Source organism: Sneathiella sp. (genome assembly GCF_029233945.1).
Taxonomy (GTDB): domain Bacteria; phylum Pseudomonadota; class Alphaproteobacteria; order Sneathiellales; family Sneathiellaceae; genus Sneathiella.
Map to the genome: position 1 here is coordinate 1 of NZ_JARGOQ010000069.1, position 14,683 is coordinate 14,683.

The window sequence follows — 14,683 nt, forward strand, 5'->3', positions numbered from 1 at the left end:
ATAACCCGACCGGCGATTTCGAGCGGCTTTGCGCGGCATTGAAACAGCAGTGGGACCTCGATGATCTGGAATGCGATATACGAACCTTGCAGTCCCTGCAAAAGACCCTGCGGGAAGGGAACTGGAACGTCACCGTCGCCGTGCATCGCGGGACGCGGATCACGAAAATCTGGCCCGGTTTCAACAGTCAGGCCTATGGTATTGCCGTCGATGTTGGCTCCACCACCATCGCCATGCATCTGTGCGATCTTTCCACTGGCGCGGTGATCGCGTCCGCCGGAATGATGAACCCGCAAATCCGCTACGGCGAGGACCTGATGAGCCGGGTCTCCTATGTGATGATGAACCCGGGCGGGGAACTCCTGCTGACCGAGGCGGTACGCAGCGGCATCAATGACCTGATCGCTGAGGTGACAGCGGAGGCGAAAATCGATCCGGACGATATCCTGAATGCGGTCTTTGTCGGCAACCCGATCATGCATCACCTTCTCTTGGGGATTGACCCGACGGAACTTGGCGGCGCGCCTTTCGCGCTTGCCACCAACTCAGGAATGATTGTCTGGGCGAGCGAAGTGGGCATGATTTCCAACCCGGACTGCCGCGCCTATTTCCTGCCTTGCATCGCGGGGCATGTGGGGGCAGATACGGCAGCGGTTATCCTCTCCGAAGCGCCGCATTTGCAGGAACAGATGACCCTGATTATCGATGTCGGCACCAATGCGGAGATTGTCCTTGGCAATAACGAGCGGTTGCTCGCCGCCTCTTCTCCGACCGGCCCGGCGTTTGAGGGGGCGCAGATTTCCTGCGGTCAGCGGGCGGCGGCGGGCGCGATCGAGCGGGTGCGCATTGATCCCGAAACGCTGGAACCGCGCTTCAAGGTAATTGGCTCTGATCTCTGGTCGAATGAGGACGGGTTCGAGGAGGCAACCAGGAAAATCGGCATTACCGGTATTTGCGGCTCCGGTATTATTGAGGTGATCGCCGAGATGTATCTCGCGGGCATTTTAAGCAGTGATGGGGTGATTGACGGCTCCATGGCGGCGAAAAGCCCGCGGATTGTCGCCGATGGGCGGACTTTCTCCTATGTCATCCGCGATGGCGAGAGCGAGATCAAGATTTACCAGACCGATGTGCGGGCAATCCAGCTGGCGAAAGCGGCGCTCTATGCAGGCGCGAAACTGCTGATGGACAAGCTCGATCTGGAGAAGGTGGATCGTATCCAGCTCACCGGCGCGTTCGGCAGTCATATCGATACAAAATACGCCATGGTGCTCGGTATGATCCCCGATTGCGATTTGGCCGAGGTTCAGGCCGTCGGCAATGCGGCGGGGGTAGGCGCGCGCATTGCGCTTCTTAACAATGCGGCGCGGGACGAGATTGAGGAACTGGTGAAAACGGTTGAGAAGGTCGAAACCGCCGTCGAGCCAAAATTCCAGCAATATTTTGTTGAGGCCATGGCCATCCCCCATAAGACGGCGACTTATCCGGAGCTATCGAAGGCCGTCAAACTGCCCGCACCGAAGGTTCTCTCAGATATGTCATCCACTGAGGGCGGCCGTCGCCGTCGTCGCCGGAGCCGGGTGGAAGCGGCGGATTAATGGCGGACGCGGCGTTCGTCGCTTGGGGTGCGGCCGAAATGCTCCCGATGGCATTTTGAGAAATGCGACGCGGAAACGAAACCGCAGGCAAGCGCGACCTCGATAATCGGCAGGCTGGTCTGGGTCAGCAGATAGCGCGCCCGGTCGAGCCGGAGACCGAGATAATAGCGTGTCGGTGAGTAATCGAGATATTTCTGGAACAGCCTTTCAAGCTGACGTGTGGAAAGACCGACCTTTGTCGCGAGATCGCTGCAACTCAAGGGTTCCTCCAGATTGTCTTCCATGCAGGCAATAGCGGCGAGCAGTTTGGGATGGGAGATGCCGAGGCGGGCGCGGAGTTCCATCCGCTGGCGTTCCGTCCCTTCCCGGATGCGGTGATAGATAAGCTGGTCGGCGACAGCGAGCGCCAGTTCCTGGCTCATCTGGTTGGCAATCAGGCTCAACATCATATCAAGCGAAGCCGTACCGCCCGCGCAGGTGTAGCGATTACGGTCAATTTCGAAAAGCTCGGAAGTGATATCGAGATCGGGGAAATCCTCGATAAAACCCGACAAATTTTCCCAATGGATGGTGCAGCGATAGCCTTTTAAAAGTCCGGCTTTCGCCAGCACATGCGGCCCTGTGCAAATAGCCCCGAGGCTGGAGCCATGGGAAGACAGCCGCCGCAAAGTTGAGATGATCTGCGGTTCCGTATGCTTGTGAATATTCACCCCGCCGCAGGTAAATACGGTGGGGAGTGCGGGCATATCAGAAATGCTTCCCTGAACCGAAAATTCTATGCCGGCGGAACTGACGGCGGGCTTGCCGTCGATGGAAAAGCATTCCCAGCTATAGATTGTTTCGTTACTGAGGCGATTGGCCAGCCGAAGCGGTTCAACGGCCGAGATAAAGGCAAGCGATGAAAATTCAGGCAACAAACAAAAACCAATTCTGTGCTTGGCGCCCGCGGCCTCCGTTTCACTGTTCAAATTCGTGACTTCCAGCAAAATATACCATCCGAATCTAAACGCTAATTCAGATTCGATAAAAGACAAAGATTTTTTGATGTCTTCGGCCGAAAAGGCGGCAAAAGCGCTGCCTTTTCGGTTGAATATTTGGGTAGGTCAGAAAAGACCGACGATCTCTCCTGCTTCATTCACATCAATGGAGTTGGCGGCGGGAACGCGCGGCAGGCCTGGCATTGTCATGATATTGCCGCAGACCGCAACGACAAATTCCGCCCCGCCGGAGATGCGCACCTCCCGGATGGGCACCACATGATTGCTGGGCGCACCTTTCAGGTTGGGATCGGTGGAGAAGCTGTATTGCGTCTTGGCAATGCAGACCGGATAATGGCCGAAGCCGCCGTCCTGCAATTCCTTGAACTGATCGCGGACCTTCTTGTCGGCGATGATCCCTTGCGCGCCATAAAGCGTTTGCGCGACGGTGCGCACCTTGTCCCAGAGCGGTAGCGCGTCATTATAAAGCGGGGCGTAGTTGCTGCCGTTCTGATCGATCTTGGCGACAACGGCTTTTGCGAGGTCTTCCGCGCCCGCACCACCATTGCCCCAGTGATCCGATTCAATGGCATCCACGCCAAGTTCGGCGCAGATTTGCCGGACCTGATTAACTTCCTCCTCCGTATCGGCCGAGAATTTATTGATGGCGACGATCACCGGCAGGCCGAATTTCTTGAGGTTTTCCACATGGCGGGAGAGATTCTCCGCGCCATCCGCGACAGCCTTTACATTTTCCTTCCCCAAGTCTTCTTTCGCCACGCCGCCATGCATTTTAAGCGCGCGGATGGTTGCCACCACGACCGCGATCTCCGGATTTAACCCGGCCTTGCGACATTTGATATCGAGGAATTTCTCGGCCCCCAAATCAGCACCGAAGCCAGCCTCCGTCACGACATAATCGGCGAGCTTGAGCGCCGTTTTGGTGGCGAGCACGCTATTGCAGCCATGGGCGATATTGGCGAACGGCCCGCCATGGATAAAGGCAGGGTTGTTTTCGAGCGTCTGCACCAAATTGGGCTGGAACGCATCCTTCAACAGAACCGTCATCGCGCCATGGGCATTGAGGTCTTTCGCGAATACCGGTTCCTTCTCGCGGGTGTAGCCGACGATGATATTACCAAGGCGGCGTTTCAAATCCTCAAGGTCGGTGGCGAGGCAGAAAATCGCCATTACCTCGGAAGCGACGGTGATATCGAAATGATCCTCCCTCGGGAAACCATCGGCGATACCACCCAGACTGTTGACGATATTGCGAAGCGCCCTGTCGTTCATATCGACAACCCGCCGCCAGATAATCCGCCGCTCATCAAGGCCAAGTTGGTTGCCCCAATAAATATGATTATCGACCATCGCGGCGAGCAGATTATTGGTCACCCCGATCGCATGAAAGTCGCCGGTGAAATGCAGGTTGATATCGGTCATCGGCACGACCTGCGCATAGCCACCGCCCGCCGCGCCGCCCTTCATCCCGAAACACGGGCCGAGGGAGGGCTCGCGCAGGCAGATCATTGCTTTCTTGCCGATACGGTTGAGCCCGTCACCCAGACCGACGGTGGTCGTAGTCTTGCCTTCTCCGGCCGGGGTCGGGGTCATGGCGGTCACGAGGATCAGCTTCCCGTCCGGCCTGTCTTCAAGGCTGTTTATATAATCAAGCGAGAGCTTCGCCTTGTAATGGCCGTAAGGCTCCAGATTATCCGCATCGATCCCGAGGCTGTCTTTCGCCACCTCGGCAACCCGCTTCATGGAGGCGGCCTGCGCAATGTCGATATCGCTTTTGGGATTTTTATGTTGGTCCGTCATTGTGCTTTGTTCTCCCCCTGAAAGCCGGCAATAGTTGATTTTCCAACCGTTCCCGCCAGAGTGGCGGGACAACTGTCCGGCAGCTATTCATAATGCGACACTTATTCTTCAGCAAGCGGAGCGGGGAATAGGGGAAAGCGGATGTCGCTAATTTTCTAGTAAATGACCATTTGCGACAGATGGCGCTCTGGTTAAAATGGCAAGGTCCCGAAGAGGCAAGGGAGCGAGGAGTTTTCATGGTCAAATATTCGATTCTAACGATCGCGCGCAACGCGCTTACCGGCCATAAAAACTGGCCTAAGCAGTGGCGCAGCCCGGAGCCGAAATCCGAATATGACGTGATTATTATCGGTGGCGGTGGCCATGGCCTGGCGACGGCCTATTACCTTGCAAAAGAACATGGGGTACGCAATATCGCCGTCCTCGAAAAAGGCTGGCTCGGCGGCGGGAATACGGCGCGGAATACGACCATTGTCCGCTCCAACTATCTCTGGGATGAAAGCGCGGCGATTTATGAAAAATCGCTCCAGCTTTGGGAAGGGCTCGCGCAGGATATCAATTACAATGTGATGCTGAGCCAGCGCGGCGTGCTCAATCTCGCCCACAGCCTTGGCGATGTCCGTGAAGGGGTGCGGCGGGTCAATGCCAACCGCCTCAATGACGTTGATGCGGAATGGCTTGATGCGGACGGGGTGAAGGAATTCTGCCCAATCATCAATATTTCCAAATCTGCGCGGCACCCGGTCCTCGGCGCAACTTTGCAGCGGCGTGGCGGCGTCGCCCGCCACGACAGCGTTGCCTGGGGTTATGCCCGTGCCGCCGATGCCTTGGGTGTTGATATTATCCAGAACTGCGAAGTTACGGGCATCAAGCGCGACGGCGGCAAGGTCACGGGCGTCGAGACAACGCGCGGGGATATCGCGGCGAAAAAAATCGGCGTCGTTGCGGCGGGACATAGCTCGGTCATTGCGGAAATGGCGGGCATTCGCCTGCCCGTCACTAGCCATCCGCTGCAGGCGCTCGTCTCCGAACCGATCAAGCCGGTGATCGACTGTGTCGTCATGTCGGGCGCGGTGCATGTCTATGTCAGCCAGTCCGACAAGGGGGAGCTGGTCATGGGGGCCGGGATCGACAGCTTCAATTCCTATGCCCAGCGGGGCAGCTTCCATGTGATCGAGCATCAGCTCGGTGCCTGTCTGGAGCTTTTCCCGATCTTCAGCCGGGTGCGGATGATGCGAACCTGGGGCGGTATCGTCGATACCTGCCCGGACGCCTCCCCGATCCTGTCGGGGACGTCGGTGGAAGGCCTCTATTTCAACTGCGGCTGGGGCACCGGCGGGTTCAAGGCGACGCCGGGCTCCGGCTGGTGCTTCGCCCATACGTTGGCAAAAGACGAGCCGCATGCGCTCAACGCGCCCTTTAGCCTCTCACGGTTTGAGAGCGGCGCGCTGATCGATGAACATGGTGCCGCTGGCGTCGCGCATTAGGAGGGGTGAAGAATGCTCAATATTGACTGCCCCTGGTGCGGCAAACGGCATGAGACGGAATTCCGATACGGCGGGGAGGCGCATATCGCCCGGCCCGAAGATCCTGCTGCACTCGATGATACGGAATGGGCGGAGTTTCTCTTTATGCGCAAAAATACCAAAGGCTACTTCGCCGAACGCTGGCTGCACAACAATGGTTGCCGCCGCTGGTTCAATGTGATCCGCAATACGGTGACCCATGAGATCGTCGGTTCCTACAAGATGGGCGAGACACCACCCAAGTTGCCGAAATCTGCCGGGGGCGCGAAATGACACAGCATTTCCGGACAGCATCGGGCGGGCGCATTGACCGCAAGAAAGCGATCAATTTCACCTTCAATGGCCAGAAATATATCGGCTATGAAGGGGATACGCTTGCCTCGGCTTTGCTGGCGAATGGCGTGCATCTTCTGGGCCGCAGCTTCAAATATCACCGTCCGCGCGGCATCGTCGCGGCGGGCGCGGAAGAGCCGAATTCCATGGTCCAGCTGGGGGAAGGCGCGACAACCGAGCCGAATATCCGCGCGACGCAAATTTCCCTTTATGAAGGGCTGACCGCGCGCAGCGTCAATGTCTGGCCAACTGTGGAGTTTGACATCAGCGCGATCAACGGCCTGTTCGCCAAGATCATGACGGCGGGGTTTTACAACAAGACCTTTATGTGGCCGCGTGCCATGTGGATGAAGCTCTATGAGCCGGTGATCCGCCGTGCGGCAGGTTGGGGCAAGGCGCCGACAACGGGCGATCCGGATATTTATGATCATATGCATCTCCATGTGGAGGTGATGGTCGTCGGTGGTGGTCCGGCGGGCCTGATGGCGGCGCTGGCGGCGGGCCGTGCGCGCGCGCGGGTTCTGCTGGTTGATGAGCAAGGCGAGTTCGGCGGCAGTCTGCTTTCCAAAAAACGTCAGATCGGAGCCAAGGACGAGATGGCCTGGATCGCTGACATGCTGGCGGAGCTGGAGGCGATGCCCGATGTTACGCTGCTCTCCCGTTCGACCGCTTTTGGCTATTACGATCACAATTATCTCTGTGTGCTGGAACAGAAGACCGATCATCTGCCTGCCGCAGAGCGCAAGGGCAAGGTACGGCAACGGGTCTGGCATGTCCGCGCGGGGCAAGTGGTGCTCGCGACCGGAGCGCATGAAAGGCCGCTGGTTTTTGCGGATAATGACCGGCCGGGCATTATGCTGGCGAGCTCTGTGCAGACATATGTGAACCGTTACGGCGTGTTGCCGGGCAAGAAGATGGTGCTGTTCACCAATAATGACGCGGCTTATGAGACGGCAATCGACCTTCAGGCGGCAGGCGGCGATATCGTCGCCATCGTCGATAGTCGCGCCGAGCCAAGCGGTGAATTGGTAGAGGCGGTTCGCGCCCTCGATATCGAAATCCTGGCGGGGTATGCCATTACCGGCACCCGAGGCGGCAAACGAGTGGAAAGCGTCCAGGTGCGCGCGATCCAGAAGGGGGCGAAGGTCTATACGTCTGCTGCGCGTCGCATCGATTGCGACCTTGTCGCCATGTCCGGCGGATGGAGCCCGGTCGTGCATCTTTTCAGCCAGTCGCAGGGCCAGCTTGAATATGACGAGGAAAAGGCCTGCTTCCTCCCCGGAACAAAGCGTCAGGCGCAGCAGGTGGCGGGCGCGCTTGCCGGTGAGTTCACCCTGAAGGAATGTTTAGCGGGCGGCTATAAAGCGGGGGCGGATGCGGCGCGGGCAACCGGCTTTACCCCGAAACGCAAGCCCGCCGCGCCGGAAATCGATGAGCCGGCCTTGGGCGGGATAGAGCCGTTCTGGGTTGTGCCGGGCGCGCGTCCCATCGGCGAGGGGATGGCGAAGCATTTTGTTGATCTGCAGAATGACACCACCGCGGCGGATATCGAGCTTGCCGTGCGTGAAGGGTTTGAATCGGTCGAGCATATCAAGCGTTACACCCTGACCGGCTTCGGCACGGATCAGGGAAAGACATCGAATATCAATGCGCTCGCTATCCTTTCCGGCATTCTCGATAAACCGATCCCCAAGGTCGGCACGACCACCTTCCGCCCGCCTTATACGCCGGTCTCATACGGGGCGCTCGCCGGACGTAACCTCGGCGACTGGTCCGATCCGGTGCGCGTGACCAGTATTCATGACTGGCATGTGGAAAATGGCGCTCTTTTTGAGAATGTCGGCCAGTGGAAGCGACCCTGGTACTTTCCGAAAACGGGGGAGACAATGCAGGACGCGCTCAACCGGGAATGTCTGGCGGTCCGGAATGGTGTTGGCGTTCTTGATGCCTCGACATTGGGAAAGATCGATATTCGCGGGCCCGATGCGGCGGAGTTTCTGAACCGTATCTATACAAATGCTTGGGCAAAACTCGGGATCAGGCGGGTCCGCTATGGGCTGATGTGTCATGAGGATGGCATGGTCTTCGATGACGGCACCACGGCGCGGCTCGCAGAAGATCGCTTCCTGATGACCACCACTACCGGCGGGGCGGCCGGTGTTCTCGACTGGCTGGAGGAATATCTGCAAACCGAATGGCCGGAATTGAGAGTCTACTGCACCTCGGTCACCGAGCAATGGGCGGCGGTCTCCATCACCGGTCCGACGGCAGGGGCGCTGCTTAAAAAGCTCGCGCCGGAGATGGATCTTTCCCCCGAAAGCTTCCCGTTTCTCTCCTTCAAGGAGGGAGTTGTCGCGGGGATAGACGCGCGTATCTTCCGGATCAGCTTTACGGGCGAATTGACCTATGAGATCAATGTGCCATGGGCCTGTGGCCTCGCGCTGTGGGAGGCGGTGATGGCGGCGGGGGCGGAGTTTGACATCACCCCATATGGTACGGAGAGTATGCATATCCTCCGCGCGGAGAAAGGCTTTATCATCGTCGGGCAGGAAACGGACGGCACGACAACGCCGCAGGACCTTGGTATGGACTGGATCGTTTCCAAGAAAAAGCCGGACTTCATCGGGAAACGATCCTACAATCGGAGCGATACGGCCCGCGCGGATCGCAAGCAGCTTGTTGGCCTGCTTACCGAGGCACCGGACGAGGTCCTGCCTGAAGGGGCGCAGCTTGTCTTTGATGCCAATGCGCCGAAGCCCATGCCGATGATGGGCCATGTGACATCGAGCTATTACAGCGCGACCTTGGGGCGCTCTATCGCGCTTGCGCTTGTGAAAGGTGGCCATGAAAAGAAGGGGCAGAAGATTTTCGCGCCGCTTTTGGACAGGACCGTGACGGCGGAAATCGTCGATCCGGTTTTCTATGATAAGGAAGGGGAGCGGCTCAATGGCTGATAATGCGTCATGGATCACCCCCGCGGCGGCCATCGCGGAGAGTTTCCCCGATGGCTTTTCCGAGCTTCGCCCATGTGCGCAAGTCAATTTGCGCGGAGACATTGCCGATTTGGCCTTTACGGACGCCGTGAAGTCGGTAACGGGCCTCACTCTGCCGGATATGCCGAATAAGGTGGCGACAGGCAAGGATTTCAAGGCGCTTTGGCTCTCGCCCGATGAATGGCTGCTGGTCGGTGAGGGCGACGCGGAAGCGCTCGTTCAATCGCTTGAAGACGCGCTCGCGGGGCAGCATGTCGCCGTCAATGATGTCAGCGCGAACCGGACGATATTTGAACTTTCGGGTCCGCATAGCCACCATGCGCTGATGAAAAGTTCGGAATATGATTTTCATCCGCGCGTCTTCGCGCCCGGCGACTGTGTCCAGACCTTGATCGCAAAATCTCAGGCCATTGTCGAGCAGGTGGGGGAAAACATGTTTCATATATATGTTCGCAGCTCTTTCAGCCGATATGTCGGCGGCTGGCTGGCTGAAGCCCTCGCGGAATATAACGAAGCGCCCTGAATTTTTGGAATTTGTTGATTTACCCGAGATTTCTTTGGAATAAATGTGGAGTTGTGCCGTCGCTGCTGCTATGAAGAGGCAGTTAGAATTCCCAGACGATCCGTGAGGCCATGTCCAAAACCATTGTTATGACAGCCCCCATTACCGGCGAGCTTGCCGATTTGGCGGACTTTACCTGCTCACTGGCGACGACCGCCGCTTCCGTCACCCGGTCCTATTTCCGCAAACCCATCGATGTCATCCAGAAAATGGATAAATCCCCGGTCACCATTGCCGACCGGGAATGCGAAGCGCGGATCCGTGAAATGATTACGGAGCGTTACCCGGGGCATGGCATCCTCGGCGAAGAGCATGGTTTTGAGGGAGCGGAGCTTTCCGATATCTGGGTGATCGATCCGATCGACGGCACCAAGAGTTTTATCTCCGGCCTGCCGCTTTATGGCACGTTGCTGGCCTATACGCGGGGCAATGATGTATGCATCGGGGCGATATCGATGCCGGAACTCGATGAATTCTGGATCGGGGTGAGGGGGGAAGGATGCTTCTTCAATGGCGCGCCCTGCCGGACCAGCGGGTGTCAGTCCCTGGAAGAGGCCATTTTGATGACCACGTCGGTTGAGTATTTCTCGCCGGAGAACAGGGATAAATATGCGGCCCTGCGCGAGAAATCCCGTATCCGCCGCTATGGCGGGGATTGCTATATTTATGCGATGGTGGCCTCCGGCTGGGCCGATCTGGCGGTCGAGACGGGTTTGCAGACCTATGATTATATGGCGCTCGTCCCGGTGATCGAGGAGGCCGGCGGATTTATCACGGACTGGTCGGGCAATCGTCCTGATCTCAATTCGGACGGGACAATCGTTGCCGCGGCAACCAAGGAACTTCATCAACAGGCGCTTGAGATTTTGGGCCGTTAGGGTAGGCTGGCGAAAGGCGTATCTGCAAGGGGGATTTTATGGACGCGCGTTTCGTTAAAACAGTGACCGACGCCCGCAGTATTATCGAAGACCGTGATCTTGATTTCGTCAAGGTGGGCGTTTTTGATATCGACGGTGTGCTGCGCGGTAAGTATCTCAGCAAGGACAAGTTTTTCAGCATCCTGGAGACCGGGTTTGGCTTTTGCGACGTGGTGCTCGGTTGGGATGTCAATGACCAGCTTTACGACACCGACAGCTATACCGGCTGGTCGAACGGCTATGCGGACGCCAAGGTGGTGCCGATCATCGATAGTTGCCGCGAACTGCCGCTTGAAGACAACATGTTGTTTTTCCAGCTGGAATTCGGCGATCGCGCAGGCCATGTCTGCCCGCGCCAGACCCTGAAGCGCGTGCTCAAGCGGGCGGAGGAGATGGGCATCAAGGCGACGGCGGCCTGCGAATTCGAGTTTTTCCTCTTTAACGAGACACCGCAGTCCGTGCGGGAGAAAAACTACTACGATCTCACCACTTTCACGCCGGGCAATTTCGGCTATTCGTTCCTTCGTGCGTCTGTTGAACATAATTTCTACGAGCAGATTCTTGCCCTATGCGAGGAGATGGATATGCCCATCGAAGGGCTGCATACGGAAACGGGCCCGGGCGTGCTGGAGGCGGCGCTTGTCTATGATGAAGCCATGAAGGCCGCCGATAAGGGCGCACTGTTCAAGACATTCACTAAAATTCTCGCGCAGAAAAATGACCTGATGGCGACCTTCATGGCGAAATGGTCACCCGACTATCCGGGCCAGAGCGGCCATATCCATCTCTCCCTCCAGGGTAAGGACGGCAAAGGGCTCTTCTTCGAGGAGGGCAAGAAGAATAATTTTAGCGACACCATGCGCTATTTCATTGGCGGACAGCAAAAACTGATGCCGGAACTGCTCGCGATGATCGCCCCGACCATCAACAGCTATACGCGGATGATCCCCGGCTTCTGGGCCCCGACGGAGGCAAGCTGGGGGATTGAGAATCGCACCTGCGCGCTTCGGGCTATTCCGGGTTCGGATAAATCGCAGCGGGTCGAATACCGTATTGCGGCGGCGGATATCAATCCGCATATCGCCATAGCGGCGGCGCTTGGGTCTGGCCTTTGGGGGATCGAAAACAAGATCGAACCAACGGCGGCGGTTGTCGGTAATGCCTATGATCAGAAGTTCCCGGACGAGCTTGCACTTCCCAAAACCCTGTGGGAGGCGACTCAATTGCTCAAGAAATCCACCGCGGCGCGGGAGCTGTTCGGCGACGCGTTCGTTGATCATTACGCTGTCACCCGTGAATGGGAGGAGCGGGAATTCCGCAAGGCCATCACGGATTGGGAAATGCAGCGCTATTTCGAGATTATCTGACCGGTTTCAACGGCAGGCTCATGAGGGGGAGTTCACGCCTGTCTTCAACTTCTGACCGACACCAACCGACCTGTTTTGCGCCCATCCTTCTATAGAAACCAACCGCGTTGGGGTCCGCCTCGATCCTGAGATGGCTATAGCCAAGGCGCGCGGCTTTTTGCGCGGCCTCTTTCATAAGGGCTCGCCCGAATCCTTTTCCCATATGAAGGGGGGAGATATAGAGAAGCTGAAGTTCCGCCTCCTCCTTCTCGAAGGAGGATAGATAGAACCCGGCGACATTGCCCTTTCGCTCAATCACACCACTCTCCCAGTCGGCAATCATCCGGGGTGTGATGGTAAGAACGGCCTCGCAACCCTTCATGAAGTCTTCGTCATACCCCCAGAATGATTTTGATGTCAGCGCAAGCTCGGTAAGGGCGGCACAGTCTCTTTCCGTCGCGGGCCTGATCTTCGGCGGTGACAACATGTCTAAAAAATTCCTATCATGGACGAGAACAGCGTTATTCTATCTTCTTTTACCCGGGGTTCTGCAAGTTGCTTTTTACCATTGATAGAAGCCAGCAAAAACCTGTCCAGAACCAGCTGCGCGAGCAGATTATCGCAGCACTGATGAAGGGCCAGTTGGTTGCCGGTGAAAAAATGCCCTCCAGTCGCAAGCTGGCGAAGGATCTTAAGATTTCGCGCACCACCGTCATGATCGTCTATGACAAGCTGGTGGAGGGGAATTTCCTTGTCGCGGCGCCCCGCTCCGGCTATCGCGTCAGCGATATCGCGGCGAAGACGGACAAGCCGCCGCCAATGAATCCGGGCGCCGAAATGCCGAACACCGTGAAGTGGGAGAAATGGTTCGATAGCCGTCTCGGCGCGCAAAGAAACATCGTCAAGCCCCTGAACTGGCAGGATTATCCCTATCCCTTCGTTTATGGGCAGCCCGATGCCAGCCTGTTTCCGCTCCCGGCCTGGCGGGAATGTTCCCGTCAGGCAATGAGCCGACTTGCCATGCGGGACTGGGCGAATGACGCGGTGATGGCGGATGATCCGGAACTGGTCACTGAAATTCGCTCCAAACTCCTTCCCAAAAGAGGCATCTATGCGGACAGGTCGGAAATTCTGATCACGCTTGGCGCGCAAAACGCCCTTTATCTCATTGCTGCCGTGCTAATGCGGGAGGGAATGACCGTCGGGATTGAGGATCCGGGCTATCCTGACGCACGTAATATTTTTGACCGGCGCGGAGCGTTCCTGATTCCGCTTGGCGTGGATGAGGACGGGGTTGTGATTGATGAAAATGTGGCGAGGTCGGAAATTCTCTATGTCACGCCGAGCCACCAATACCCGACAACGGTGACCCTCTCGCCGGAGCGGCGCAAGGCACTCCTGACCTCGGTGGCGGAGAATAACGCCCTCCTGATCGAGGATGATTTCGAGAGCGATACCAACTATAGGGGCGATGCTGTTCCCGCGCTCAAATCGGAGGATCGGGACGGACGGGTGATCTATGTCGGCAGCCTTTCGAAATCGATGTTTCCGGGACTGCGGCTTGGCTTTATTGTCGCACCGGAACGGCTGATAAAGGAACTGCGGACTTTGCGGCGCTTAATGCTCCGCCATGCGCCGAGTAATAATCAACGCACGACGGCCCTCTTTATCGCGCAAGGCTATCACCTCTCCTATATCCACAAGCTGCATCAGGCTTATGGCGAGCGGTGGCACCGCATGGCCGCAGCCCTGAACACTCATCTGCCCGGCATGACGACAGCGCCGCGTTTTGGCGGAACAAGTTTCTGGATCAAAGGGCCTGGCGGGCTGGATTCAGAGGCTCTGGCGGCACGTGCACTCGATCAGGGGGTGGTGCTGGAACCCGGTGCGGTCCATTTCATGGAGCCGGCAGAGGGGGCGCGGTACTTCCGCCTCGGGTTTTCTTCCATCGCCCTTGACCGGATAGAGGAGGGGATCAAACGGCTTGCCGCGCTGTTGTGAGGCGCCTTGTCAATCTGGTAGATATGAATGGGGTAAACTGGTACTATCGCTTCCGGAAAGAATGACTTACCTAATTTCTATCGACAGATTTAATCATTCTGGAAAATATGGGGATTGCCATGGGATACAGCACAATTGAAGTCCAGCCGCTGACGTCATGTATCGGGGCGGAAATCGCGGGTGTTGATCTATCGAAATCCCTCTCGGATGAGCAGTTCCAGGATGTCCATGACGCGCTCGTCGACAATCATGTGGTTTTCTTCCGCGATCAGGAAATTACACCCGAGGGTCAGCTTGAATTTGCAAAACGGTTCGGCACCCCGGAAGTTCATCCCATCGTAGAAGGCTCGAACGCTCATCCCGAATTGATCGAGGTGTTGAAACCGGCGGGTGAGGGGGCGTCCTTCGGTACCGGCTGGCATACGGATAATACCTTTTTTGAAAAGCCTTCGATGATTACCATGCTCTACGGGCTTGATATCCCGCCGGTCGGCGGCGATACGCTCTGGGCCAGCATGGAGGCGGCCTATGACGCGCTGTCCGATGGTATGAAGGAGTTGCTTGATGGTCTGGTGGCTGTGCATTCGGCGAGCGTTGCCTTCGATCCAC

At 57.3% G+C, this 14,683-nt stretch carries 12 protein-coding genes; 9 read left to right on the forward strand and 3 right to left on the reverse strand.

What is annotated here, in order from left to right; translation table 11 throughout:
- The coding region (locus tag P1U71_RS16220; RefSeq protein WP_301106684.1) for an ASKHA domain-containing protein at nucleotides 1–1,598 on the forward strand (1,598 nt) is incomplete at its 5' end.
- On the opposite strand, the gene P1U71_RS16225 is transcribed toward P1U71_RS16220, so the two are convergent.
- Nucleotides 1,595–2,566: a GlxA family transcriptional regulator gene (locus P1U71_RS16225; RefSeq protein WP_301106685.1), complete on the reverse strand. Its 972-nt coding sequence runs from the start codon at nucleotides 2,564–2,566 to the stop codon at nucleotides 1,595–1,597. The genes P1U71_RS16220 and P1U71_RS16225 overlap by 4 nt on opposite strands.
- A 135-nt stretch (nucleotides 2,567–2,701) precedes the next feature.
- Entirely contained in the window at nucleotides 2,702–4,396 is a 1,695-nt protein-coding gene (locus P1U71_RS16230) for a formate--tetrahydrofolate ligase (protein ID WP_301106686.1), read from the reverse strand.
- A gap of 236 nt (nucleotides 4,397–4,632) precedes the next feature.
- On the opposite strand from P1U71_RS16230, the gene P1U71_RS16235 reads away from it, so the two are divergent.
- The 6 genes from P1U71_RS16235 to P1U71_RS16260 all read left to right on the forward strand — a co-directional run bounded on the left by P1U71_RS16235 (nucleotide 4,633) and on the right by P1U71_RS16260 (nucleotide 12,094).
- Nucleotides 4,633–5,883: a sarcosine oxidase subunit beta family protein gene (locus P1U71_RS16235; RefSeq protein WP_301106687.1), complete on the forward strand. Its 1,251-nt coding sequence runs from the start codon at nucleotides 4,633–4,635 to the stop codon at nucleotides 5,881–5,883.
- A 12-nt stretch (nucleotides 5,884–5,895) separates the two neighbouring features.
- A complete protein-coding gene (locus P1U71_RS16240; protein WP_301106689.1) occupies nucleotides 5,896–6,195 on the forward strand; it encodes a sarcosine oxidase subunit delta in 300 nt (99 codons plus the stop codon).
- A complete protein-coding gene (locus P1U71_RS16245; protein ID WP_301106691.1) occupies nucleotides 6,192–9,209 on the forward strand; it encodes a sarcosine oxidase subunit alpha in 3,018 nt (1,005 codons plus the stop codon). The genes P1U71_RS16240 and P1U71_RS16245 overlap by 4 nt, the downstream gene beginning before the upstream one ends.
- Nucleotides 9,202–9,771 carry a sarcosine oxidase subunit gamma gene (locus tag P1U71_RS16250; RefSeq protein ID WP_301106692.1) on the forward strand — a complete coding sequence of 190 codons (570 nt, stop codon included), beginning with the start codon at nucleotides 9,202–9,204 and terminating at the stop codon, nucleotides 9,769–9,771. The genes P1U71_RS16245 and P1U71_RS16250 overlap by 8 nt, the downstream gene beginning before the upstream one ends.
- Before the next feature lie 110 nt (nucleotides 9,772–9,881).
- Nucleotides 9,882–10,688, forward strand: coding sequence for a histidinol-phosphatase (gene hisN / locus P1U71_RS16255; RefSeq protein WP_301106693.1), 807 nt, complete (start codon nucleotides 9,882–9,884; stop codon nucleotides 10,686–10,688).
- Between the two features lie 38 nt (nucleotides 10,689–10,726).
- A complete protein-coding gene (locus tag P1U71_RS16260) occupies nucleotides 10,727–12,094 on the forward strand; it encodes a hypothetical protein (RefSeq protein ID WP_301106694.1) in 1,368 nt (455 codons plus the stop codon).
- Here the strand turns inward: P1U71_RS16260 and P1U71_RS16265 are convergent.
- On the reverse strand, nucleotides 12,087–12,560 hold the full coding sequence (locus P1U71_RS16265) for a GNAT family N-acetyltransferase (protein WP_301106695.1): 474 nt from the start codon (nucleotides 12,558–12,560) through the stop codon (nucleotides 12,087–12,089). The two genes, P1U71_RS16260 and P1U71_RS16265, sit on opposite strands and share 8 nt — an antisense overlap.
- 68 nt (nucleotides 12,561–12,628) lie before the next feature.
- On the opposite strand from P1U71_RS16265, the gene P1U71_RS16270 reads away from it, so the two are divergent.
- On the forward strand, nucleotides 12,629–14,074 hold the full coding sequence (locus tag P1U71_RS16270; RefSeq protein WP_301106696.1) for a PLP-dependent aminotransferase family protein: 1,446 nt from the start codon (nucleotides 12,629–12,631) through the stop codon (nucleotides 14,072–14,074).
- Between the two features lie 119 nt (nucleotides 14,075–14,193).
- Nucleotides 14,194–14,683, forward strand: a 490-nt coding sequence (locus tag P1U71_RS16275; protein ID WP_301106697.1) for a TauD/TfdA family dioxygenase, incomplete at its 3' end; no start/stop codon positions are given.